At 68.7% G+C, this 21,776-nt stretch carries 24 protein-coding genes; 8 read left to right on the top strand and 16 right to left on the bottom strand.

Annotated features, from left to right (window positions below; genetic code table 11):
- Nucleotides 1-163 precede the first annotated feature (163 nt).
- From G3M57_RS20850 to G3M57_RS20840, 3 genes are all read left to right on the top strand, one after another.
- On the top strand, nt 164-391 hold the full coding sequence (locus G3M57_RS20850; protein WP_056761111.1) for a CC0731 family SpdR-regulated protein: 228 nt from the start codon (nt 164-166) through the stop codon (nt 389-391).
- The gene (locus tag G3M57_RS20845) at nt 388-1,035 is read left to right on the top strand and encodes a TetR/AcrR family transcriptional regulator (protein ID WP_019848869.1); all 648 of its coding nucleotides are present in this window, start codon (nt 388-390) and stop codon (nt 1,033-1,035) included. Before G3M57_RS20850 ends, G3M57_RS20845 begins: the two co-directional genes overlap by 4 nt.
- Nucleotides 1,036-1,120: 85 nt before the next feature.
- Nucleotides 1,121-1,723, top strand: coding sequence for a TetR/AcrR family transcriptional regulator (locus tag G3M57_RS20840; RefSeq protein ID WP_056761118.1), 603 nt, complete (start codon nt 1,121-1,123; stop codon nt 1,721-1,723).
- On the opposite strand, the gene G3M57_RS20835 is transcribed toward G3M57_RS20840, so the two are convergent.
- The 7 genes from G3M57_RS20835 to G3M57_RS20805 form a co-directional block, all read right to left on the bottom strand.
- Nucleotides 1,720-1,911: a hypothetical protein gene (locus G3M57_RS20835; protein ID WP_056761121.1), complete on the bottom strand. Its 192-nt coding sequence runs from the start codon at nt 1,909-1,911 to the stop codon at nt 1,720-1,722. The two genes, G3M57_RS20840 and G3M57_RS20835, sit on opposite strands and share 4 nt — an antisense overlap.
- A gap of 216 nt (nt 1,912-2,127) precedes the next feature.
- Nucleotides 2,128-2,454 (bottom strand): GIY-YIG nuclease family protein, encoded by a 327-nt coding sequence (locus G3M57_RS20830; protein ID WP_056761125.1) that lies wholly within the window; start codon nt 2,452-2,454, stop codon nt 2,128-2,130.
- Between the two features lie 212 nt (nt 2,455-2,666).
- Entirely contained in the window at nt 2,667-4,274 is a 1,608-nt protein-coding gene (locus G3M57_RS20825) for a serine hydrolase (protein ID WP_163232732.1), read from the bottom strand.
- A 37-nt stretch (nt 4,275-4,311) separates the two neighbouring features.
- On the bottom strand, nt 4,312-4,731 hold the full coding sequence (locus G3M57_RS20820; protein ID WP_163232730.1) for a hypothetical protein: 420 nt from the start codon (nt 4,729-4,731) through the stop codon (nt 4,312-4,314).
- Nucleotides 4,732-4,989: 258 nt separating this feature from the next.
- Complete coding sequence (locus tag G3M57_RS20815) at nt 4,990-5,565, bottom strand: SH3 domain-containing protein (RefSeq protein WP_056761134.1); 576 nt, start codon at nt 5,563-5,565, stop codon at nt 4,990-4,992.
- A gap of 317 nt (nt 5,566-5,882) precedes the next feature.
- A complete protein-coding gene (locus tag G3M57_RS20810) occupies nt 5,883-6,461 on the bottom strand; it encodes a hypothetical protein (RefSeq protein WP_163232728.1) in 579 nt (192 codons plus the stop codon).
- A gap of 122 nt (nt 6,462-6,583) precedes the next feature.
- The gene (locus G3M57_RS20805; protein WP_056761143.1) at nt 6,584-7,210 is read right to left on the bottom strand and encodes a glutathione S-transferase family protein; all 627 of its coding nucleotides are present in this window, start codon (nt 7,208-7,210) and stop codon (nt 6,584-6,586) included.
- A 104-nt stretch (nt 7,211-7,314) separates the two neighbouring features.
- Between G3M57_RS20805 and G3M57_RS20800 the strand changes: the two genes are divergently transcribed.
- Entirely contained in the window at nt 7,315-9,009 is a 1,695-nt protein-coding gene (locus G3M57_RS20800) for an acyl-CoA dehydrogenase family protein (protein WP_163232726.1), read from the top strand.
- Nucleotides 9,010-9,078: 69 nt separating this feature from the next.
- On the opposite strand, the gene G3M57_RS20795 is transcribed toward G3M57_RS20800, so the two are convergent.
- Nucleotides 9,079-10,023 carry an MBL fold metallo-hydrolase gene (locus tag G3M57_RS20795; RefSeq protein WP_230983882.1) on the bottom strand — a complete coding sequence of 315 codons (945 nt, stop codon included), beginning with the start codon at nt 10,021-10,023 and terminating at the stop codon, nt 9,079-9,081.
- A 417-nt stretch (nt 10,024-10,440) separates the two neighbouring features.
- Here G3M57_RS20795 and G3M57_RS20790 point away from each other — a divergent pair, with 417 nt between their 5' ends.
- The gene (locus tag G3M57_RS20790; RefSeq protein ID WP_163232724.1) at nt 10,441-10,794 is read left to right on the top strand and encodes a hypothetical protein; all 354 of its coding nucleotides are present in this window, start codon (nt 10,441-10,443) and stop codon (nt 10,792-10,794) included.
- Between the two features lie 3 nt (nt 10,795-10,797).
- On the opposite strand, the gene G3M57_RS20785 is transcribed toward G3M57_RS20790, so the two are convergent.
- The 4 genes from G3M57_RS20785 to G3M57_RS20770 all read right to left on the bottom strand — a co-directional run bounded on the left by G3M57_RS20785 (nt 10,798) and on the right by G3M57_RS20770 (nt 12,829).
- Nucleotides 10,798-11,298, bottom strand: coding sequence for a CPBP family glutamic-type intramembrane protease (locus G3M57_RS20785; protein WP_056761152.1), 501 nt, complete (start codon nt 11,296-11,298; stop codon nt 10,798-10,800).
- Nucleotides 11,299-11,373: 75 nt separating this feature from the next.
- A complete protein-coding gene (arsC, locus tag G3M57_RS20780; RefSeq protein WP_056761156.1) occupies nt 11,374-11,793 on the bottom strand; it encodes an arsenate reductase (glutaredoxin) in 420 nt (139 codons plus the stop codon).
- Entirely contained in the window at nt 11,790-12,464 is a 675-nt protein-coding gene (locus G3M57_RS20775; protein WP_056761159.1) for an MIP/aquaporin family protein, read from the bottom strand. The genes arsC and G3M57_RS20775 overlap by 4 nt, the downstream gene beginning before the upstream one ends.
- Nucleotides 12,461-12,829 carry an ArsR/SmtB family transcription factor gene (locus G3M57_RS20770; RefSeq protein WP_056761163.1) on the bottom strand — a complete coding sequence of 123 codons (369 nt, stop codon included), beginning with the start codon at nt 12,827-12,829 and terminating at the stop codon, nt 12,461-12,463. Before G3M57_RS20770 ends, G3M57_RS20775 begins: the two co-directional genes overlap by 4 nt.
- Before the next feature lie 174 nt (nt 12,830-13,003).
- On the opposite strand from G3M57_RS20770, the gene G3M57_RS20765 reads away from it, so the two are divergent.
- On the top strand, nt 13,004-14,539 hold the full coding sequence (locus tag G3M57_RS20765) for a tetratricopeptide repeat protein (RefSeq protein ID WP_163232722.1): 1,536 nt from the start codon (nt 13,004-13,006) through the stop codon (nt 14,537-14,539).
- Between the two features lie 136 nt (nt 14,540-14,675).
- On the opposite strand, the gene G3M57_RS20760 is transcribed toward G3M57_RS20765, so the two are convergent.
- Entirely contained in the window at nt 14,676-16,202 is a 1,527-nt protein-coding gene (locus tag G3M57_RS20760) for a response regulator (protein ID WP_056761169.1), read from the bottom strand.
- Between the two features lie 185 nt (nt 16,203-16,387).
- Between G3M57_RS20760 and G3M57_RS20755 the strand changes: the two genes are divergently transcribed.
- Nucleotides 16,388-16,720: a hypothetical protein gene (locus tag G3M57_RS20755; protein ID WP_056761170.1), complete on the top strand. Its 333-nt coding sequence runs from the start codon at nt 16,388-16,390 to the stop codon at nt 16,718-16,720.
- A 47-nt stretch (nt 16,721-16,767) separates the two neighbouring features.
- On the top strand, nt 16,768-16,914 hold the full coding sequence (locus G3M57_RS20750; protein ID WP_163232720.1) for a hypothetical protein: 147 nt from the start codon (nt 16,768-16,770) through the stop codon (nt 16,912-16,914).
- Between the two features lie 91 nt (nt 16,915-17,005).
- On the opposite strand, the gene G3M57_RS20745 is transcribed toward G3M57_RS20750, so the two are convergent.
- From G3M57_RS20745 to G3M57_RS20735, 3 genes are all read right to left on the bottom strand, one after another.
- On the bottom strand, nt 17,006-18,271 hold the full coding sequence (locus tag G3M57_RS20745) for a M56 family metallopeptidase (protein ID WP_082564743.1): 1,266 nt from the start codon (nt 18,269-18,271) through the stop codon (nt 17,006-17,008).
- The gene (locus tag G3M57_RS20740) at nt 18,268-18,630 is read right to left on the bottom strand and encodes a BlaI/MecI/CopY family transcriptional regulator (RefSeq protein ID WP_056761173.1); all 363 of its coding nucleotides are present in this window, start codon (nt 18,628-18,630) and stop codon (nt 18,268-18,270) included. Before G3M57_RS20740 ends, G3M57_RS20745 begins: the two co-directional genes overlap by 4 nt.
- Before the next feature lie 207 nt (nt 18,631-18,837).
- On the bottom strand, nt 18,838-21,660 hold the full coding sequence (locus G3M57_RS20735; protein WP_056761175.1) for a TonB-dependent receptor: 2,823 nt from the start codon (nt 21,658-21,660) through the stop codon (nt 18,838-18,840).
- Nucleotides 21,661-21,776: the final 116 nt, after the last annotated feature.

Genomic DNA, 21,776 nt, shown 5'->3' with positions numbered 1-21,776 from the left:
CGTTGCTGTTAGGTGATTCTGATTAGGTTTTTCGGTTGCGCACCCTTGCGGCACGGGATAAACGCGCCACCTTCCAATTCAAGTGTGCGTTCGTTGAACATGATCACCTCCTCACCGCAGGTCATGTCAGCGCCTTTTTCAGCGGGGAGGCAGGAGAAACAGAATGGCCCGGGGCGCCCATATCGCCGCCGCCGACTTCTCCGCGTCCGAACGCGAAGACGCCATGGCTGAAGTCCGCCAACTGATCACCGACCTGCGCGACGCCGCGCAGGACGGGCGCGCCCTGGCGCGCCGCTACGCCGACGTCCTGACCAGCGTCGTTGATGAATATTGCCTCGAATTCGAGAAGCGCGCCGAAGCCGCGCTTGCTCGCCTGGAGACTGTGGAATGAGCTTTGTATCCCTGAACATCGAGTCGCCGACCGACGCCCCCGTCAAGCTGACGCGCCGGGCCCTGGCCAAGCAGCGCACCCGCGAGCGGGTCCTGTCGGCCGCCCGTCGCCTGTTCACCGAGCGCGGCTATGAAGGCGCGACCATCCGCGACATCGCCCAGGCCGCCGGCATGTCGACCGGCGCGGTGTTCGCCAGCTTCTCCGACAAGAGCGAGCTGTTCGACGAGATCCTGACCGCCGACTACGAAGTCATCTACGCCCAGATGAAGCAGGCCGGCGTCAACGCCGCCACGGTGGAAGAAGGCGTGATCGGCATGTTCGCCGTCGCCTACGGCTTCCACGTCGAGCAGCTGCCGCTGCTGCAGGCCAGCATCGCCGTGTCGTGGACCCGTTCGGAAACCGCCGAGCGCCGCAATCGCGGTCACCTCAAGCACATCTTCGCCCTGTTGAACGGTGTTCTGACCCGCGGCGTCGAGCGCGGTGAACTGAAAACGGACGCGGACGTTAAGCTGCTCGCCGAGATCATCTGGGACGTGTATGTCGCCAATTACCGCCGGGCGATTTTTGACGCCTGGTCGGTCGAGGCGCTGCTGTCGCGACTTTCAGATCAACTGAAAGTCATTCTGGCGGGCGCGCGCGCATAAGATTACGGCCGGGGGCGGACGCTCTTTGCCGGAGCGCCGCCCCCGGAACAATAAAAGCGACGCAGACTATCCGGGGGGAAAGTGCGTGGGCGTGAGAGACGATCAGAAACAGGCGACGCGCGAAAAAGTGCTTGAGGCGGCGCGCGACCTGTTCAACGAGACGGGGTACGAAGAGACCACCATCCGGGCCATCGCCGAACGGGCGGGGGTTTCGGTCGGCAGCGTGTTCACCACCTTCGCGTCCAAGGCGGAGGTGCTCAGCCATGTCATGGATCGGCGCCTGGGCGAGCTCTATGCCGAGTTCGACCGGGTCGTGCCGTACCTGCGCGGCTCGACGGCGGATCGGCTTTGCTCGATCTTCGCCATCCACTACGAGTTCGAAACCCGGCGGGTGAAGCTGTTCCTGGCCCACATCGCCGCCTCCTACAGCCCCAGTCCGGATCCGGGCGTCACGCCCTACGGCCGCAACGAGCGCCTGACCCAGATGCTGCGCGAGGTGCTGGAGGAGGGAGTCGCCCGTGGCGACGTCCGCCCCGACCTGGACCCGCAACTGGTCATCGACCTGCTCAAGGCCGCCTATGCCTGGAACTACCGTCTGGCCGCCAGCCGCCAGGCCTCGGCGACCGAACTGTCGGCGACGATGGACAAGCAGATCCAACTGATCGCCGAGGGGTGGCGGCCGGTTTAGCCCAGGGCGCGCAGGATCGCCGCCATCGCCTGCTGGAACGTCTTGAGCAGGGCCGCGACGCCGCTGGTCGTCTTGAAGGCGTAGATCATCACCGCCGTCAGGCTCAGCACCAGCGCGTTCTCGACCGCCGCCCCGCCGGTTTCGGTTTCGGCGAAGGCGCGAGGGGGACGACGACGGCTGGGCGGCATGGCGTGTGCTCTTTCGGGACGAACGCCGTGCAACCTGCAATTGTCGGGCTGGGGTTGGGTCGGAACGCCCGTCATCCTCGAACTTGTTCCGAGGACCCCTAGGTCCGCCTAGTTGCCGTCGCAGGTTCTGCCGCGATCTCACCGCCCCACGGATCGACCTTCACCTCGGTTGAAGCAGGGGTCCTCGGAACAAGTCCGAGGATGACGAGGAGGGGATCACACCTGGCGCGGAACCGGCGTCCAGTTGACGATCGGGTCGAACAGGTCGTTCCAGCAGGGATTATCCCGCTCGATCAGGTTGATCTTCCAGTCCCGCACCCAGTGCTTAAGCGTCTTCTCGCGCTGGATGGCCTCGGTCATCGAACCGAACGTTTCGTACCAGACCAGACGATGAAGGCCGTATTGCTTGGTGAAGCCGTCGAAGACGCCCTCGCGATGCTTGATGACGCGGCTGATCAGGTCGCTGGTCACGCCGATATAGAGCGTGCCACGATAGTGGTCGCTGAGGATGTAGACGGCGATCCAGGGATAACGCTCCTCCATGAGGAGAGTTTGCGATCAATGTTCGTGTTCTGCAAGTGTTCTGGTTATCGCGGCCCGCACCCCCACCGCCGTCATCCTCGGACTTGTTCCGAGGACCCCTGGTCCAGCTGAGAAGAAGGATGATCCGTGGAGCGTAGAGGTCGCGGCCAGACCTGTGACGGCAACTAGGCGGACCCAGGGGTCCTCGGAACAAGTCCAAGAATGACGGGGGATCAGATCTTCACCAGCTTCAGATCCTGATAGTCATACGAAAAGTCCGCCAGGGGCGAGACCGCGCGCATCGTGGCCCCGGTCACCGCGCCGTCCTTGACCGAAAACACCACGAAGGCGTCCTCCTGCGAGCGGTCGTCGAAGCGGGTCTTGAAGGTGTCGCCGTCGAAGGTTTCCAGGGCGCCCTTCAGCGCTGGGGTCTTGTCGAAGGCGATCTTCAGCGACGTCTTCTTGCCCTTCCCAGCGACGGAAACCGTCACCGCGCCGTACCAGGGATCGCGATAGGTCCCGGCATAGGCCGCCAGCGGCAGGGTGGGAGGCGCGCCGCCGCCCTTGGGGGTCATGGCCTCGGCCGCGTCCTTGACCAGCTTGGCCTCGGACTCGGCCTGGACCTTCTTGCTGGAGGCGATCCAGTCGAAGTCGCTGCGCCCCTGCAGCCGGTCGGGGCCGCCGTAGCGCAAGCTGCGGAAGACCGGCGTCTCCTCGGCGTTGGTCATCACCATGATCCCCGACTTCCGGCCCGGCAGCAGGCCGGTATAGGAGATGAAGCCGGCCAGGCCGCCGGTGTGCCAGACGATCTTCTCGCCGCGATGGTCGTTGACGAACCAGCCCAGGGCGTAGGCCTGCAGGCTGGCGCGCACGGGGTTGTCGGCGGTCGGGCCGTCCGACCAGGCGGTGATGGTCTGGGGCTTCCACATCTCGCGGCCAGAGGCCTCGGTCCACAGCTTCACCCCGCCCGGCGTCGTGCCCAGGCCCAGCTGGACCTGCATCCACTTGCCGATGTCGCGCGGGCTGGCGTTGAGGCCGCCGGCGGCGCCGGCCGAGTCGAAGCTGCCATCGAACGGCAGGACGGTCTGCGGACCCAGGCCGCGCACCGGCGGCCCCATCCGCGCGTGCGGCTCGGCCCGCGGCCGGTTTCCGATCAGCGAAGGCAGGGGCACGCTGTCGGTCATCTTCAGCGGGTCCAGGATCCGCTTCTGGATGAAGACCTCCCACGGCGCGCCGGTCAGGGCGGCGATCACCTCGCCGGCCGCCACGTACAGCACGTTGTCGTAGGCGTAGCCGCCCCGGAACTGGCCGCCGATCGGCAGGTATTTCAGCCCCGCGACGATGTCGGCCCGCGTGTGGGTGGGATTGGGCCAGATCATCAGGTCGCCGGCCCCCAGGGTCAGGCCCGAGCGGTGACACAGCAGGTCACGCACGGTCATCAGCCGGGTGACGATCGGGTCGCTCATCTCGAAAGCGGGCAGGTATTTGGTGACCGGGTCGTCCCAGGCCAGCTTGCCCTCCTCGACCAGCATGGCCAGGGCGGCGGCGGTGAAGGCCTTGGTGTTGGAGGCCACGCCGAACAGGGTGGAGTCGGTGACCCTGTCGGGCCCGCCCAGGCGGCGCACGCCATAGCCCTTGGCCAGGGTGATCTCGCCGTCCTCGACCACGGTGATCCCCAGGCCCGGCTCGTCGGGGAAGGCCGCCATGACCTCCTGGGCGAACTGGTCGACGGCCGCCCCGGCCTTGCCCGTCTGCCTTGCGAAAGCCGGCCTAGCCAGCGCCGCGGCCCCGATGGTGGCGAAGGCCGACAGCAGGGCGGCGCGGCGGGTCGTGGCGATCATGGAGGCGTCCTGGATGAAGTCAGGGGCGCACTGAAGCCTAGCCGTGGGTCGGCGGCAAGGCGGCAGGCGCCTTCGTCCTCGGCTTGCTGTGTCGCCAGGTGTCGGTCAGCACCACCGCGAACATCGCCACGCCGGCTAGGGTCATGGCGTAGCCGATGGCCGAGACGCCATTCCAGACGCGGAAGGCGGCCAGAGGATCGGACGACCAATCAGCCAGCAAGGCGACGAACAACGCCGGCGACAAGATCAGCAACGCGCCGCCGGCCGAGAAGGCAAGGTGAGTGTAGCCCATCCAGCCCCGATAACGGGCACCCGCCAGCGCCAGAACACCGTAGAGGATCGCGAAGATCGAGAGCATGCCCGCCAGGCCGAGCGAATAGTGAAACCCTTGTCTCACATAGGAAAAGTCGTCGCCGATCGCGCCTGGGACCGGCAGGGTGTTCGTGGTGGTTCGCAAGGGAGATCCGACGAGGCTCACCAAGGCGGCCATCGACAGCCACAGGGCCGTCATCCTGAACCGCCCCCAGAAACTTCCGCCGCGCTCACCCATCTTGCACCCGTTCCGACACCCCTGTCGGGCAGCCTATCACCGCGCGACCCGGACGCCAGGCGCGAACAAGCCCGCCTGCCGGGAGGGCAGACGGGCTTGCCGTACTGGGCCTGACGCTAAGCGGCCCCTGTCGGGGACAGGCGAATGCGCCTGTCCCCAGTGGTGTTACGCCCGGTAGACGTAGGCGCTGGAGACGTAGCCGACGCCGACGCCGTCCTGGCCGACCAGGATCCACTTGCCGTCGCCGGTGCGGCCCAGGGCCTGGAAGGTCTCGCCGGCCTGGACCGAGCCCAGGGCCTGGGCGCGGGTCGAGGCGCCGCTACGCAGGTTCAGGGTGGAGCGGGCGACGTACTTGCCCTTGATCTTGGTCATCGGGGCGGCCTCGACCGAGCTGGCGACGCGGATGCCGTTGCTGGTGTAGACGCCGCCGGCGTTGTTGGCCGCCCGGCTCTTCTGCATCTGGCAGCCGGCGTAGGAGCCCGCGCCCGCGCCGACCACGGCGCCGATGGCGGTGCCCGTGCCACGGTCGTGCTTGGCCAGCTTGTTGCCGGCGACGGCGCCCAGGACGCCGCCGAGCACGGCGCCGACTTCCTGCTTGCCGCCCGAGGCGTCGCAGCCGACGACTCCGCCCAGCTTCTGCGACATGGCGCTGGCGGCGGTGGGCGCCGCGACCATGGTCAGGGCGGTGGCGGCCATGGCCAGGCTCAGCGAAATCGTCTTGGTGGCGGTCATGATGGTCATGGTCTTCTTAGTCCTTCGTCCCTTGATGGTGCGGAGCCGTCGGCCCCGTGAGACGCACTATGCCAAGGCGAAGCTGAACGGCGCCGTCAGGTCGAATGACAGATTTCGTTCATGTACGATTTTTTGACGATCGGGACGCCGGCGGGCCGACGCCGTCCGCACCCCAACCGCCTACACCGACTTCTCCTGGGCGTGGCCGATGCGCCGTGAGGCATGGCCGTCTTTCTGGGGGAGAGCGCTCCACTCCGCCGGCCAGGGCGCAAAGAAAAAGCCCCCTCCGTGAAGAGGGGGCTTCATCGTTTCGAGAACCCGAAAGCCTAGTTGGCGGTGCCGACCGGCGCGGCGGTGGCGGCGGCCGGGGCGGCTTGCATCGCCGGAGCCGCGGCCGGGATCACCGGAGCGCCCGGCAGCTCCACCGAGGCGTCGGCGTCGGTGAAGATGGTCATCCGCTGGCCGGGTTTGATCTCGACATCCTTGCCGTGCTTGATCAGGCCCAGCGGGCCGAACAGCACCGTCAGGGTGATCGTCGTGCCGTAGCGTGCGTCGCCCTCCGCGCCCTTCTGGCCGCGCAGCTTGATCTTGGTGTCGCCGGCCTTGATGTAGTCGAAGCGGACGTTCAGTTCGCCCGGCTTGCCCATCATGCCCTTCTTCTTGGCGTGGGTGACTTCCCCCGCGCCCTTCAGGCCGGCCGGCAGCTTCGTGCCGTCGGCCAGGACGATGTCGTCGACCAGGCTGATCGAGAAGCGGTCGCCTTCGTGGCTGGTGTCCGACGACAGCTTGTCGTCGACGCTGATCACCACCTCGGTGCCTTCCGGCACCTTGACGGTCTGGGCGTGGACGCTGGTCGCGGCCATGGCGAACAGCGCCGCGACGGCGGCTTTATGGAACAGTTTCAAAGGTATTTCCCCCGCGGGCCCCATCCCGCGCGCCTACCTAACCCGATATTGTCAAGCTTGTGAAGCGCGGGTGAGCGCTGGTCTGTGTGTAACTCTGGCGCGAGGGGGGCTTCCTGGCGCGCCTAGTCCCCCAACCCGTACGGTCCGCTCTTGGCCAGCGCCGCCTGCCAGGCCGGCCGCGCGTGCATGCGGCCGATCCAGGCCTCGAGGTTCGGATAGTCGGCCAGCTTGCCGTGCGCCTTGGCGACCTCGGCCACGAAGCTCATCTGGATGTCGGCCCCGGTCAGGGCGTCGCCGACGAAGAAGTCGCGGCCGGCCAGGGCGGCGTCGACATAGGCCAGGTGGTTGGCGATCTCGCTCTCGATGCGCGGATGCAGCGGCGCGCCGGCCGCGCCCAGCCGGCCGACATACAGCCGCAGCAGCAGCGGCAGCATGGCCGAGCCCTCGGCATAGTGCAGCCACTGCTGGTAGGCGTCGTAGTCGGGGCTGGCCGGGTCGGGCGCCAGCCGGCCGCCGGCGTGGCGGCGGATGACATAGTCGGTGATCGCCCCGCTCTCGATGATCGTCGCCGCCCCGTCGGTCAGCACCGGCGACTTGCCCAGCGGGTGGACGTGCAGCAGGGCCGGCGGCGCCAGGCGGGTCTGGGGGTCGCGCTCGTAGAAGCGGATCTCGTAGGGCAGGGCCAACTCCTCCAGCAGCCAGAGGATCCGCTGCGAGCGCGACTCGTTGAGGTGATGGACGACCAGCATGTTTCTTCCCTCGATGAGTCGTTATGCTGCGCTGCGGCATTGCTCGCAGCTGCGAAAGACTCCACAGTGGAAGAAAACAACTGTTTGGCGCACGGGAGCAAGCCATGACCGGGACGGTCGCCCAGGAAACTCCGAAGTCCCTGATCCTGCCGGGCCTGACCATGCTGCTGCGCGAGGCGGCCGGCGCGGCCCAGCAGTTCGTGGCCGAGGCCCGACCGGCCGTGAAGGCGGCGATCAGCGGGCCGGACGGCAAGATCGACCGCGCCCTAGCCGACGAGCGCCAGCACCAGGTGCACGGCTATGGCTGGTACGCCGCCTATGCCGAGCTGATGAACCAGGTCGCCGGCTGGGCCGAGCGGCTGGAGGCTGAGGGCCGGTTCGGCGAGGTCGAGGCCCTGCTGGCCCAGCTGCTGTTTTCCGAATACTGCGCCCAGCTGGTCGGCGGCGTGCCGATGAACCAGGGCGAGATCGTCCGCCCCGCCCACCTGGTCACCGATCGTTCGGTGCTGAACCGGCTCTATTCCAACGGCCTGATGAAGCTGATGGTCGAGGGCGGCACGCAGCCGGTGAAGACCCGCATCGCCCGTCGTCTGGCCGAGGCGCGCGGTCGCCCGACCCTGGAGCGGACGGGGCTGGACGAGACCTTCGAGATGGTCCGCGACCAGTTCCACGCCTTCGCCGAGGAAAAGGTCACCCCCTTCGCCCAGGACTGGCACCTGAAGGACCAGCTGATCCCGATCGAACTGGTCGAGGAACTGGGCGCCCTGGGCGTGTTCGGCCTGACCATCCCTGAAGAGTACGGCGGCAGCGGCATGGGCAAGACCGCCATGTGCGTGGTGTCCGAGGAACTGTCGCGGGCCTGGATCGGCGTCGGCTCGCTGGCCACCCGCTCGGAGATCGCCGGCGAGCTGATCCTGACCGGCGGGACCGAGGCGCAGAAGCAATACTGGCTGCCCAGGATCGCCGACGCCTCGATCCTGCCGACGGCGGTGTTCACCGAGCCCAACACCGGCTCGGACCTGGGGGCTTTGCGCACCCGCGCCGAGCTGAAGGGCGACCAGTACGCGGTGACCGGGAACAAGACCTGGATCACCCACGCCGCCCGCGCCGACGTCATGACCCTGCTGGTCCGCACCGACCCGGCCACCAGCGACTATCGCGGCCTGTCGATGCTGCTGGCGCCGAAGCCGCGCGGCGTAGACGGCGACGACTTCCCGGCCGAAGGGATGAGCGGCGGCGAGATCGGGGTGATCGGCTATCGCGGCATGAAGGAGTACGAGCTGGGCTTCGACGGCTTCGCCGTGCCGGCCGCGAACCTGCTGGGCGGCGTCCCGGGCCAGGGCTTCAAGCAGCTGATGGCCACCTTCGAGAGCGCCCGCATCCAGACCGCCGCCCGCGCCGTCGGCGTGGCCCAGGCGGGGCTTGAGACCGGCCTCGCCTACGCCCTGGACCGCCAGCAGTTCGGCCAGGCGATTTTCGAGTTCCCCCGCGTCCACAACAAGCTGGCCATGATGGCCGCCGAGATCATGGGCGTGCGCCAGCTGACCTACTACGCCGCCCGCCAGAAGGACGAGGGCAAGCGCTGCGACCTGGAGGCGGGCATGGCCAAGCTGGTCGCCGCCCGCGTCGCCTGGGCCGCCGCCGACAACGCCCTGCAGATCCACGGCGGCAACGGCTTCGCCCTGGAATACGCCGCCAGCCGCCTGCTGGCCGACGCCCGGATCCTCAACATCTTCGAGGGCGCCGGCGAGATCCAGGCCCAGGTCATCGCCCGGCGGCTGCTGGAGGAGGGGAACTAGGAGCCGGTCGCGCCGAAGCGCTGGGTGGGCTCAATCGGTCGCCGTAACACAGTCAGCCAAGGTCTCCGCCTAGGGCGTCTCTGGGATCCAGACGAACCCGTCGCCCTGCGCCTTCACGCGGCCAACGCCTGGATAAGGGAAGTGGACGGCGTAGAGCCGCAGGTTCTGGTCGGCCGCGCGCCGCAGCAGGGCGCGGCGGCTGGCCTGGGCGGTCGGCGCATCGCCGTCGAACTCCACGGTCCATTCCGGCTTTTGCACCGAGATGACGAAGTGGTGCGCGCTGTCGCCGATGTAGAGCAGGCGATCTGGCCCCGACGCGATTTCGTAGGCGCTGTGACCTGGGGTGTGCCCGTTCACCGGCACGGCGGTGACCAGGCCTGGCAGGACGGCGGCGCCGGGGGCGAAGGCGATGACCTTGGGCGCGATGGCGGCCGCAAGCGCGGCCTGGTCCTTGTTGGCCCTCATGGCCGCCCATTCCGGCGCGGAGAGGTGAATGGCGGCGTTGGGGAAGGCGAGCCCGCCGCCCGAACCCAGGAGCCCGCCCACGTGATCGGGATGGGCGTGCGAGATGAAGATGTCGGTGACCTGGGCGGGGCCCACGCCGGCGGCGCGCAGGGAGGCCTGGATATGGCCGCCGCGGGCGAAGCTGGCGTCGCCGGCCCCGGTGTCGAACAGCAGGACCCGGGCGCCGCTGCGCACCAGGAGCGGCTGGATTCCGAGCTCCAGCTGGTCCTGCCGCAGCCCGTTCGCCTTAAGCACCGCCGCCACTTCGGCTGGCGAATGGCCCAGGCCGAAGGTCTTCCCGTCGTTCGCGATGGTGATGGTTCCGTCGAACAGGGCCGCGGCCTCGAGCGACCCGATCTTGAAACGGGTGACGCCGTGCGCGGGTATGGCCGATGCGGCGGGCGGCGTGGCCGGGCTGGCAGGCTGCGCCTGAATCGGGTCGGCATGGGCGGCTGTCGTCACGGCGAGAAGCCCCGCCAGACCCAGATTGCGCAAGATGTGGATGGGCAAGAGCGAGCATCTCCAAGTTGAACCGGGGATATGGGCCCGCTGAACAGCGACGCTAGATGGCGCTCGAGATTTCGGCTCGCTTGTTGCGCCGCACACAAGAAAAAGACCCGCGAACGGGGTTCGCGGGCCTTTTCGATGCGGCGGCGGAAAGCGGCCGTTTGGGTCGGCTTCAGGCGGCGGCGCGTTGCGCCTTGATGGCCGAAAGGGTCAGGACGATCAGGCTGAGCATGGGTTTTTCCGGTTCGAACCGAGACGTCGCTTGACGCCTCCAACAACGCTCATATAGATGACAACGTTGTCATTCTCAAGGTTCAATGCTGCGGTGCAGCGTCGCAGGGCGGGCTTCCGCCATGTCTTCGTCGACCGCGGAGAGCCGGGGCCTCTTGGCGTGCGCCGCCGGCTTCCCATCTTGGACCCATGACGTCCGTTCTTCGTCCCGCCACGCTCGCCCTGGTCGCGGCCTTCGCCCTGGTTGGCGCCGCCCAGGCCGAGGTCGCCGCCCCCGCCGCGCCCCGGCTGTCGCTGGCCCCGGCCAAGCCGCTGGACCTGGCCGCGCCCGGCCTGCCGGTGCTGTATTCGCGTGCGCCGGCCCCGCTGCCGCCCGGCGTGGCGCGGACCTCGATCGAGGGCAAGGTCGCCGGCGACGCCCTGCTGGGCGCGGGCCTGCTGTGCGGCCTCAAGCCCAATGCCGACGACAGCGGGGCGGGCCGCGCCCGCGGCTACGACCCCGACGGCAAGTTCGTCGGCGCCAAGCTGGCGTTCAGCTTCTAGGCCTCACAGCCGCACCCCGCCCAGCCAGGTCTGCCAGACCACCACGAAGCCGCCGTGCAGGATCACCGCCGGCCACAGCGAGCCGGTCCGCCACCGCATCAGCGCGCAGCCCAGGCCCAGGATCGCCGTGCAGGCCAGGAAGTCCGGGCGCAGGAACATCGTCGCCTTCGGCATGAAGGTCAGGGCCTCCAACGGGTGCCAGGCGACATAGAGGGCGGTCGAGAGCGCGATGGCCGTCCAGGGCCGGCCGGCCTCGTCGCGGGCCGGGACCAGCAGGCCGCGAAAAGGGATCTCCTCGCCCAGGGCCGGCACGAACAGCACGGTCAAGAGCCGCAGCGGCAGGCCGGGCTCGGCCGGGGTCACGGCATAGAGGCCGGTCGAGAAGCCCAGGGCGGCCATCGCCCCGCCCGTGACTGCGGCGACCAGCCCGCACAGCGCCCAGCCGCGCGCGTCGGGCAGGGTGGTCAGGGCGCGGCGCATGCGGCGGAGCGGGGTCGAGCGCATGCCCCACCCTAGGGCTGAATCGAAAATACAGAAGCGCTCGTCCGGGGTGGCGACGCTATTGGGTCGGATAAGCTCTCAGCCCAACGCCACCACCTCGCCGTCCTCCTTGGTGAAGCTGGCGGGCTTGCGATCCAGCAGGTTCAGCACCGTCTCGGACGGCCGGCACAGTCCGACGCCCTTGGGGGTGACCACCAGCGGGCGGTTGACCAGGATCGGGTGGGCGACCATGGCCTCCACCAGGCGGTCCTCGCCGACGCCTTCGTCCAGCAGGCCCAGCTCGGCGGCGGGCGTGCCCTTCTCGCGCATCAGGTCGCGCACGGAAAGGCCCGCTCGCCCGGCCAGGTCGCGCAGCTGGTCGGCCGTCCAGCCGGCCTTCAGGTATTCCACCACCGTCGGCGCATAGCCGGCCGCCTGGACCATGGCCACCACGTTGCGCGAGGTGCCGCAGGCGGGGTTGTGGAAGATCGTCACGGGGAAGTCGGGGGCGTCGGTCATGGGGTCTGCTCGTCTTTCAGAAGCCAGCCGAAGACTGCCGCCGCGACCAGCGCGCCGGCCGCCTGGGCCAGGATGAAGACCGCAACGCCCGAGGGGGCGATGCCGGCGAAGGTGTTGCTGAGGCTGCGGGCGATCGTCACCGCTGGGTTGGCGAATGATGTCGAGGCCGTGAACCAGTAGGCGGCGGTGATGTAGAGGCCGACGGCCACGGCTGTGAAGTCCGGGCGGAACCGCACCGTGCCCAGGATGGTGGCGACCAGGCCGAAGGTGGCGACGAACTCGGCGAAGGCCTGGGCCGGGCCGAGACGGGTCTTGGTCGAGACCTGCCAGATCGCCTCGCCGAACATGGCGTGGGCGCACCAGACGCCGAGCACCGCGCCGGTCAGCTGGGCCGGCGGATAGGCCAGGGCCGTGCGCCAGGGCAGGTCGCGCCGGAGGGCGGCCACCAGGGTGACGGCGGGGTTGAAATGGGCGCCCGAGAGCGGTCCGAACACGGTGATCAGCACGACCAGGGCCGCGCCGGTGGCCAGGGTGTTGCCCAGCAGGGCGATGGCGACATTGCCGCCGGCCAGGCGCTCGCCCATGATTCCGGAGCCGACCACCACGGCCAGCAGCAGTCCCGATCCCAGCGCCTCGGCGGCCAGGCGGCGCGGCAGGGAGACCGTGGTCACGACGGCCGCGGCGGCGAGCAGGCCACGCCGCAGTCGGCGGCCCTGGCCAGGATGTCGCCCAGCGGGGCGCAGATCTCCGGCGCGCTGGCGCAGCAATCCGCCATCAGGAAGCCCAGCAGGCCGCTCATGGCCGCGAAGTCGGCCGAATAGACGATCGACCGCCCCTCGCGGCGCGAGACGATCAGGCCGGCGTGCGACAGGACGTTGAGATTGGCCGACAGGGTGTTGGGCAGGCTGTCCAGCCGCCGCGCGATCTCGCCCGCCGCCACCCCGGCCGGGCCCGCCTGGACCAACAGGCGGAAGATGGCCAGGCGCCCCTCGTGGCCCAGGGCGGACAGACTGGCGACGGCGGCTTTCGATTCCATATTTCCAATATGATCGAAATATGAGGCGGATCAAGGACGATCTTGGAGCCGCGTTGATGACCGAGTTTCCCGCCCTGCAGCCTGAGCCGCGGGGCAGGCGTTCGGTCCGCTTCGTCGCTTGAGTTTCGTCGCGGCTCCGGACTAACCTCAGGTCGAGTGGCTTTGGGGGTGGGCATGATCAAGTGGAGCGCGGCGGCCGAGGGAGCCGATCGGCGGAGCGTGGTGCTGGGACTGCTGGCCTTGTCAGCCGCGGGCGAGACGGCGCGAGCCGAGACAGCGCCGACCGGCTCCTGGCGCCGGGCGGAGACCTCGCGGTTCGTGATTCAGGGACCTGTCGGCGAGGACGTGCTGCGCGATTACGCCACCCGGCTCGAGGACTTCGACATGGTTCTGCGGTCCATGCACGGCTTGCCGATCAACGCCGCGCCGCCGCGCAAGCTGGACATCTACCTGGTGCGCGGCGCGGCCATGATGCGCCGCGCGAGGCCGGACGCCGACGAGACCCTGCGCGGCTACTATGTCGCCGACGCGGCCGGCATCGCCTGCGTCACCACCGTCGGCCGGGCCAAGGAGGCCGAGAACGACGACGTGATGCTACACGAGTACGTGCACCACTTCATGAAGCAGTACTTCAACTTCGCCTATGCGCCCTGGCTGGTCGAGGGCTACGCCGAGTACTTCATGACAACGGACATCCGCGGCGACAGCATCGTCGTCGGCAAGTTCAATTCGAACCGGGCCGCGTGGTTGATGCAGAGCGACTGGCTGCCGCTGGACAAGCTGCTCAGCGAGCGGCCCCGGGTCGGCGACCCGAAATGGGTCAACTACTATCCGCAGGCCTGGCTGCTGACCCACTACATGATGAGCGATCCGGCCCGCTACGCCCAACTCCAGGCCTATATGAAGGCGGTCGGCGGCGGCGCGCCGTCCGTCCCGGCGATGGAGGCGGCGACCGGCAAGACCTTGGCCGTCCTGCAGAAGGATCTGCGTGACTACACCCGCACCCAACTGCCGGTCAGCGCCTTCACCCGCAAGCGCAGCCGACCGGTCGAGGTGACCGTGACCGCGATGCCGGCCTCGGCCGACGACCTGCTGCTGGAGACGGTCCGCATGATTTCGCCGGTCGGTGACACGGCGGCGCGCAAGGCCTTCGCCGAGGACATCGGCAAGCGCGCCGCCCGCTATCCGGGCGATCCCCTGGCCGAACGGGCCCTCGCTCGGGCCCGGTTGCAAGCCGAGGATTTCGTCCTCGCCCAGGCGGTGATCGACCGGCGCCTGGCCGCCGCGCCGGACGACGTCGAGGCGCTGGAACTGAAGGCCCTGACCCTGATGGCGATGGGCGACGCCGATCCCGTCCAGCAGCCGGCGCTCTACAAGCAGGCCTCGCTGGTGCTGGGACAGGCGTTCAAGATCGACGGCGCCCGCTACCAGATCCTGCTGGCCTACGCCCGCAGTCGCTCGCTGTCGCCGGGCTATCCCAGCGACAATGTGATGGAGGGGCTTCTGCTGGCCGCGGAACTGGCGCCGCAGGTGGCGGACGTGACGCTGCAGGCGGTGCAGGCCCTGGCGATGCGGGGCGACTATGCGCGCGCGGTCGTGCTGCTGCGGCCGCTGGCCAACGATCCGCACGGCGGCGGCGCGACCTTGCGGGACCTGCTGGCGCGCATGGAGGCCGAGGCGGCCAAGGCGACGGGCAAGGCAGGTCAATAGTCGCAATTCGGAAGCGAAAACCTCGTCCTTCGCCAGGCTCAGGATGAGGTTTTCGACTGCCGAGGCCTAAACAGTGGTCCTCATCCTGAGCTTGTCGAAGGACGAGGACCAAGCGCGGCGTCGCAGACGCCAAGCCCTAGGCGGCGGCCTCGGCGTCCTCGTCCTCGTCGGCGCCCAGCAGGGCCGACAGGACCACGGCCAGGCGCTCGGGCTTGATCGGCTTTTCGACCACGTCCTGCATGCCCGCGGCGATGTAGGTGGCCACGTCGTTGGGGTCGGCGTTGGCGGTCAGGGCGACGATCGGCGCCGACCCGGCTCGTCCGGGCAGCTCGCGGATGGCGCGGGTGGCGGTGACGCCGTCCATGCGCGGCATCTTGATGTCCATCAGGATCAGGTCGAAGCGGCCGGACTTGGCGGCCTCGACGGCCTCGACGCCGTCGACCACCTGCTCGGAGGTGCAGTCGAACATCTCGCACAGCGCCTCGGCGACCATGCGGTTGGTGGCGTTGTCGTCGACGATCAGGATATGGGCCGAGCGGGCGTCCATCATCGGCTCGTCATCGGCCTCGGTCGCCAGCGTCGCGGCGGGCACGGTGAGGGTGAACTGCAGGGTCAGGCCGGCGCCCAGATTGGCCTCGGCGCGCAGCGGACCGCCCATGGCCCGGGTCAGGCCGTGGGCCAGGGCCATACCGACGCCCAGGGCCAGTTCGTTGCGGTCTTCCATGCTGGCCATGCCCAGCGGGTCGAACACCCGGGCCAGGCGGACCTCGGCCGAGCCCGCGGCGTTGTCGCGCACGCGGGCCTCCAGCTTCAGGCCGCCCTCAACCGGGCGGGCCTTGAGGCTGGCCTCGATCACCCCGCGGCCATGGGCCAGGGCGCTCTCGATCAGGGCGTCGAACACCTGCAGCACGCGGTCGGCGTCGATCAGGGCGGCGGCTTCCGGGTCGCCATCATAGGAGAACAGCAGGGTGCTGCCGCCCTCGGCGGCGCGCGGCGCCCAGCGGGCCTCGACGGCGTCGCTGAGGTCGCGCAGCAGGGCGGGAGCCGGCGACAGCGTCAGGCCGCCGGTCGCCGCGCGGCGCAGGTCCATGGCCCGGCCCAGGACCAGGCTCATGTCGCGGCTGGTGTCGCCGATGGCCCGGACATAGGCGCTGGCGTCGGGCGTCAGTCGCGACTGCTCCAGCCGCTCGGTGAAGGCCAGCACGCCGTCCAGGTGGCGGCCGATGTCGTGGGCCATGCGCTCGACCAGGGCCATGGCCTCGTCGGCCTCGCGCTGGCGGCGGCGATGCGAGGTGAGCAGCGAGTTGAGCCCGCCGACGCCGACATAACCACCGGTCTCGTCGACGCCGACATAGGCGCTGCGGAAAACGGGGGTGGCGCTGCGGGCGATGCGTTCGACGAACTCGGTCACGCACAGGTCGGCGGCGACGGTGCGCGGATTGGCGTCCATGACCTCGGCGACAGGACGCTGCGCCAGGTCGGGCGCAACGGCCATCTGACCCAGGAACACGTCGCGATAGACCAGGCCGACCGGCTTGCCGTCCACCGCCACGGCCAGGGCGGCGAGGGTGGCATGGACGTCGAACAGCGCCCGGACCTCGGCGCACAGGGTCGCGGGGTCGATCGGGGCTCGGCGGTCGATAAGGCGGGCGAGCGTGTCCATGCAGCCATTCGGCGAGGCGTCGTTGGGATTTCACCTTCGCCGCTTGGCGTTGCGGAGTCGTAAATGGCCGGCGTGTTTGGCGAGCTTCACCTGCGACCGGTTGTCCCTGGGGCGCCTTCGGGACTTGAACACGTAAGATGGGCCCGCGGCTTTCCTGACCCCGAGAATTGGGACAGGATGGAAGGATGACGGGTGGACGCGCGAAGACCGGCGGATGGGTGCGGGGGCTGATGGCCCTGTGCGCGCTCCTGCTGTTCGCCGCGCCGCTGACGCCCGCCGTCGCCGCGATGTCCAAAGGCGATTGCTGCGCCGAGGCGCCGTGCCACGACCAGGGCGACCACGATCGGGACGGAAAGGCGCCCTGCCCGGACGCCTGCGTGCTGGCCTGTCACGTCCTCGCGGCGCCCGAGACCGCGATCACGGGGCCGGCCGAGATCGGGGCCTCGCCCGTCGCGTCCATGAACGCCCTGCCGCCTGCGGGCCGCGACCCGGCCCCGGAGCTTCCGCCGCCCCGATGACGCCCCGTTCAGACGAGAACCCATCCCTCTGAAATCGGAAAATCATCATGAAACGCATCTTCTCGACCGCAGCCTTCATGCTGCTGGTTTCCGCCACGGCCGCCTACGCCGCCGCGCCGGACGCCGTGACCAAGGCTGTCCAGGCTTGCTGCGCCCTCGGCGCGGCCTGCTGCAACGGCGGTCCTTGCTGCTGATCTAGCCTCTTGAGCTAGACGGGGACGCCCGCTCCATTAGGGGCGGGCGTTTTCGTGTCCGGACAGGCTGTAGGCCTCGTCAGAAAAGGCTCTAGCTCGCCGAATCTGGAGCCGGCTTGGCGAGCTCGGGCGAGTCCGAACTCACCGGCGCCAGGTCGGGGGCGCGGACGAACACGACCGGGATGCGGACCGTGCCGCCGGCCGTCGGCTTGCCGTCGAGATCGTTGGCGGCCATCCGGAAATGGCTGGCGAGCTGGATCGTGGCCTCGCCGAAGCCGTACTGCGCCGGCTCCTCTTGCCGGACCCGACAGTTGTCCAGGCGGCCCTCGCCGGTGATCCCGCAGTCGATCACCACCTTGGCGGCGCCGACCCCGGCCGTGATCGCCGCTTTCGGATAGTAGCGCGCCATGTCCTCGCCGCCGGGGCGCTGGATCCAGACGGGCGCGGCGACGGTGGGCTTGGGCGGATTGGCGGCCCAGACCGCGCCGGCGGCGGTCAGGCCCACCGCGCCCACCAGCACGGCGCCGAACGCCTTGCGATACGGAGTCGTCGAAGTGATCTGCAGCATCATCAGTCTCTCCTTCAGGGGATGGGGGCCCGCAGCGGGCCAGTAGCAGCCGAACGGCGGCGAAACGGGGGTCAGGGCGCTGCTCAGCAGGGCCTCGGCGTAGAGACGGCGAGCATCGGGATGACGTTCGACCACGACCGCGTCGCAAGCGATCTCCTGGTCCATGCGCAGGCGCCGAGCGGCCAGGTGCGCCAGGGGATTGAACCAGGCCAGGCACCGCGCGACGACGACCAGGGCGTTCACGAGCGCGTCGCCCCGCGCCAGGTGCACGCGCTCGTGGGCCAGGACGAGCTCGCGCGCCGCGCCCTCGAAGCGGGCGTCGAAGTCGGCGGGCGCGACGATGCGGGGCCGCAACGCGCCCAGCAGCAGCGGACCGGCGCCGGTGTGCTGGCCCAACAGCAGGGCGGGATCGGAGGGCGACGGGACCAGGCGACCCAGGCCGCGGACGAAACGGGCCTGGCGCATGGCGAACAGCGCCGCCGCCCCGATGGCGCCGGCCGCCCACAAGGCCAGCAGAAGGTCCGACACCTGCCGCGCCTGGCGCGCGATCGGCCTGGCCTGCCTGGCGGCGTCGGCGAGCAGGGAGACCACCGGGGCCATGGCTCCGGTAGGGGGCAGGGCGGGCAGCAGGCCGGCCAGCAGGCACAGCGGAACGGCCAGCCACAAAGAATAGGCCGCCGCCGGGCCAAACGCCCGGCGCACCGGGCGCCGCAGGGCCAGGACCAGCAGGAGCCCGATCGTCAGGGCCAGTTGGCCGCGCCCCAGCAGGGACAGGACCGCGCCGCTCATTTGCCGATCTTCTCGATCAGGGCCTTCAGCTCGGCGACGTCCTGCTCGCTCAGCTTGTCGCTATCGGAGAAGTGGGCCACCAGCGGGGCCAGTCGACCGTCGAACAGGCGGTCCAGCAGGCCCTGGCTCTCGCTGCCGACATAGGCCTTGCGCGAGACGAGCGGCGAATAGAGATAGCGCCGCCCCTCCGGAGTCGCGCCGACCGCCTTCTTCTTCAGCAGGCGGCTGATCAGCACCTTCACGGTGCCCTCGGTCCAGCCCTGGGGCGCACAGACCTCGGCCATGATCGCCTCCGAGGTCAGGGGGCTGCGCCGCCACAGCGCCTCCATCACCACGCTCTCCGCCGAACTGATCTTCATGGCCGCGCCCTTCGATGACAGTTGTCAACCATGTGACGTTGACAGTTGTCATCGATCTCGTCAACCGGCGATCGCCGAAAGGTGGAGGCGCCAATTCGGAAGGCGGCCGACACTGGAAAGTCGGTGTTTCGCGATCGATCGTCGGCCAAGGAAAAGGGCGGCGGATCGCTCCGCCGCCCTTCCGGTTCGCCGTTCGTGCGACGGCGTCTAGAACGACTTGGTCACGCCCACGCCGTAGAGGCGCGGTTCCAGGGTGATCAGGTTGGTGAACAGGCCCGAGCTGTCGTCGGTGGTGTAGGCGTCGGTGATCGGCGTCTTGTTGCTGAGGTTCTTGACGTAGGCGTCGATCTGCAGGCCCCAGTCCGGCTTTTCGATCTTCAGCGTGATGTTGGCGTTGTTCCACGACTTCAGCTGGTCGTAGGCGGTGTTGTAGACGCGGGTGAACTGCTTGCTCTGGTGGTAGTAGTCGCCGCGCAGGGTGGCCGACCAGCCGTCCGCGAAGTCCCAGGTGTACTGGGCGCCGGCCGAGGCGGTCCAGTGCGGCGAGTTGGGCAGCTGGTTGCCCGACAGGTCGGTCGCCGCGCCTTCGATCGTATAGCCGGCGCCGTAGTTGTAGAGGCCGGTGCCGAAGGCCAGGCCCTGGGCCTGGGCCTGCGAAGCGCCGCGGCTTTGCAGGAAGGCCTGATAGACGGCGGGGCCGCCGCAGGCGAACGGCAGGGTCCCACCCTGGCCCAGGGCGATGACCGTCGCCACGCCGCTGGTGGTCAGCACGCAGTTGGAGCCCACCGCGACATTGGGCAGGCTCGGGCCCGCCTTGACCACGGAATAGGCCGCGTTGCTCAGGGTGCGGTTCATGGTGTCGATCGACGACACGCCCTTGCCGATCTTGGTGTCCAGGTAGCCGAGATTGGCGTTGAGCCGCAGGTTGCGCACCGGCGACCAGACCGATTCCAGCTCCATCCCCCAGACCGTGGCGTTGACGTTCTCGTTGACCGAGGTGCGGTTGACGATCTTGGAGATCTGATAGCCCTGGTAGTCGTAGTAGAAGCCGGTGGCGTTCAGCATCAGGCTGCCGCCGGCCAGGGTGTTCTTCGAGCCCAGTTCGAAGGCGTTGACGAACTCCGGATCGAACTGCGGCTTGACGCTGGCCGAGCCGGCGGCCGCCGGCGGGTTCGAGCCGCCGCCCTTGTAGCCCTTCGAATAGAAGGCGTAGAGCAGGTTGTCGTCGCTGAGCTTGTAGTCGAAGCCGAAGCGGCCGGTCAGTTCGTTGAAGACCGACTTCTCCTGCGGCGTGGTGGTGCTCTGCTTCAGGCCGATGCCCGGCGATAGCAGCACGGTGTCATAGACGTCCAGCCGCTTGTCGTCGTGGGTGCGGCGCAGACCCAGGGTGAACTTCAGCTTTTCGTTGGCCTGCCAGTAGAGCTCGCCGAACAGGGCGTTGGACTTCAGGTGATAGGGCGAGCGGTTGTCATAGTAGTTGTGGCCGCTGCCGTCCGGCGTGGCGTTGGTGTCGATGCCGATGCAGGTGGTCGGCTGGGTGACCGGGTTGCAGTTGGGGTTGCCGGTGTTCTGGAAGTTCAGCGCCAGGGCCGACAAGGTCAGCGAATTGCCGATCACGTAATAGTCGGTGACGGTCTTGTAGTCGAAATAGATGCCGCCGAAGTTGAAGTTCAGCGGACCGTCGAAGTTCGACTGCAGCCGGACTTCCTGACTCCACTGCTTGGAGTTCCCGGCCGAGATGTCCAGGGTGGTGAACAGGTTGGTCCGGCCGATCTGCGGGTCGGTGAAGAAGCCGCCGGGCGTGAAGGGCGTGTTGTTGAACGGGATCGTCGAGACGTTCCGGTTGTAGTCCAGCTTCGTATAGACCTTGCCCTTGCTGTACGAGGTCATGGCCGTGAAGGTCAGGTTCTCGGTCAGATCGTAGGCCAGGTTGAACTGGTAGATGTCGGACTTGGAGCGGTAGATCGGATCGAACAGCGACTCGATTTCCCGCAGGTTGCGGCTGGCGGTGTCGCCGGCGTTGGCGTCGCCGCTGGTGAAGCCCACCAGATTGCCCAGTTCGCCGGTCAGGGTGCCGGAGGTGTTGACCGTGCCGTAGGCGCTGTCGCCGTACAGGGAGGCGGGCAGGCAGCCCTGGGTCAGGAAGGCGCGGGCCGCCCCGGTGGGCACGCCGCCCACGGTGGCCGGGCCGTTGTCCTTGGTGCACAGCTGCTTGCCGACGCGGGAGCGGCTGTCGTCCTCGTTGAAATGCTCCCACATGAAGTTGGTGCGCAGCGACTCGATGGGATTGAACATCACCGAGACGCGGGTCGAGTACAGGTCGCGGTCATCGACCTTGTGATTGTTGTAGGTGTTGGTGACGAAGCCGTCGCGCTTGAGCCAGTTGCCGGCCACGCGGACGGCCAGCTTGTCGCCCAGGATCGGCACGTTGATCATGCCGCGCAGCTTCTGGGTGCTGTAGTTGCCGGCCTCGGCCCGGATGTTGGCCTCGAAGGTGTCGACCGGCTTGGCGGTGATGATGTTGACCACGCCGCCGGTGGCGTTGCGGCCGTACAGCGTGCCCTGCGGGCCGCGCAGCACTTCCACGCGTTCGACGTCGAAGAACTCGGCGTCGAACAGGTTGCCCGTCTGAAGCGGGGCGTTGTTCTCGTGGACGCCGACGCCGCCGTCGGTCGACACCCCGACCGCCTTGTTGCCGATGCCGCGGATCGCGAAGTTGAAGCTGTTGGTGAAGTTGCCCTTGGCGAAGGTGACGTTGGGGATCGCCTGCTGCAGGTTGGGGCCGCCGTCGATCTTCTGCGCCTCAAGGGCGTCCTGGCTGAAGGCCGACACCGCGATCGGCACGTCCTGCAGGGCTTCTTCCTTCTTCTGGGCGGTGACGACCAGTTCCTCCAGCACGTTGCCGCCGCCCTGCTGGGCGGCCGGCTTGGCGTCGGATTGCTGGGCGAAGGCCGGAGCGGCGACGGCGGCCAGCACGGTCACGGACGCGCCCATGGCCAGCAGGCTCCGCATACGCAGAGATTGCGACATTCTATTCCCTCCCTGGACGTCGCGGGGCCTTATGGCGGCCCCTGCGGACGTCGTTTGTTTCCTCGGCGCCGTACTTTTGAACACTACGCGGGCGTACGGCCGACCCTTCGCAGCAT

It is taken from the genome of Caulobacter rhizosphaerae, assembly GCF_010977555.1.
In the GTDB taxonomy this organism is placed as follows: domain Bacteria; phylum Pseudomonadota; class Alphaproteobacteria; order Caulobacterales; family Caulobacteraceae; genus Caulobacter; species Caulobacter rhizosphaerae.
The sequence above is the reverse complement of the archived record's forward strand: the minus strand, read 5'-3'. Positions and strand labels throughout refer to the sequence as shown.

What these genes read in the sequence shown, in the direction of transcription:
- G3M57_RS20850 (WP_056761111.1), top strand. Translation starts at nt 164, where the DNA reads ATGGCCCGGGGCGCCCATATCGCCGCCGCCGACTTCTCCGCGTCCGAA.
- G3M57_RS20845 (WP_019848869.1), top strand. Translation starts at nt 388, where the DNA reads ATGAGCTTTGTATCCCTGAACATCGAGTCGCCGACCGACGCCCCCGTC.
- G3M57_RS20835 (WP_056761121.1), bottom strand. Translation starts at nt 1,911, where the DNA reads ATGCCGCCCAGCCGTCGTCGTCCCCCTCGCGCCTTCGCCGAAACCGAA.
- G3M57_RS20830 (WP_056761125.1), bottom strand. Translation starts at nt 2,454, where the DNA reads ATGGAGGAGCGTTATCCCTGGATCGCCGTCTACATCCTCAGCGACCAC.
- G3M57_RS20825 (WP_163232732.1), bottom strand. Translation starts at nt 4,274, where the DNA reads ATGATCGCCACGACCCGCCGCGCCGCCCTGCTGTCGGCCTTCGCCACC.
- G3M57_RS20815 (WP_056761134.1), bottom strand. Translation starts at nt 5,565, where the DNA reads ATGACCATCATGACCGCCACCAAGACGATTTCGCTGAGCCTGGCCATG.
- G3M57_RS20805 (WP_056761143.1), bottom strand. Translation starts at nt 7,210, where the DNA reads ATGCTGGTCGTCCATCACCTCAACGAGTCGCGCTCGCAGCGGATCCTC.
- G3M57_RS20800 (WP_163232726.1), top strand. Translation starts at nt 7,315, where the DNA reads ATGACCGGGACGGTCGCCCAGGAAACTCCGAAGTCCCTGATCCTGCCG.
- G3M57_RS20790 (WP_163232724.1), top strand. Translation starts at nt 10,441, where the DNA reads ATGACGTCCGTTCTTCGTCCCGCCACGCTCGCCCTGGTCGCGGCCTTC.
- G3M57_RS20785 (WP_056761152.1), bottom strand. Translation starts at nt 11,298, where the DNA reads ATGCGCTCGACCCCGCTCCGCCGCATGCGCCGCGCCCTGACCACCCTG.
- arsC (WP_056761156.1), bottom strand. Translation starts at nt 11,793, where the DNA reads ATGACCGACGCCCCCGACTTCCCCGTGACGATCTTCCACAACCCCGCC.
- G3M57_RS20770 (WP_056761163.1), bottom strand. Translation starts at nt 12,829, where the DNA reads ATGGAATCGAAAGCCGCCGTCGCCAGTCTGTCCGCCCTGGGCCACGAG.
- G3M57_RS20765 (WP_163232722.1), top strand. Translation starts at nt 13,004, where the DNA reads ATGATCAAGTGGAGCGCGGCGGCCGAGGGAGCCGATCGGCGGAGCGTG.
- G3M57_RS20760 (WP_056761169.1), bottom strand. Translation starts at nt 16,202, where the DNA reads ATGGACACGCTCGCCCGCCTTATCGACCGCCGAGCCCCGATCGACCCC.
- G3M57_RS20755 (WP_056761170.1), top strand. Translation starts at nt 16,388, where the DNA reads ATGACGGGTGGACGCGCGAAGACCGGCGGATGGGTGCGGGGGCTGATG.
- G3M57_RS20750 (WP_163232720.1), top strand. Translation starts at nt 16,768, where the DNA reads ATGAAACGCATCTTCTCGACCGCAGCCTTCATGCTGCTGGTTTCCGCC.
- G3M57_RS20745 (WP_082564743.1), bottom strand. Translation starts at nt 18,271, where the DNA reads ATGAGCGGCGCGGTCCTGTCCCTGCTGGGGCGCGGCCAACTGGCCCTG.
- G3M57_RS20740 (WP_056761173.1), bottom strand. Translation starts at nt 18,630, where the DNA reads ATGAAGATCAGTTCGGCGGAGAGCGTGGTGATGGAGGCGCTGTGGCGG.
- G3M57_RS20735 (WP_056761175.1), bottom strand. Translation starts at nt 21,660, where the DNA reads ATGTCGCAATCTCTGCGTATGCGGAGCCTGCTGGCCATGGGCGCGTCC.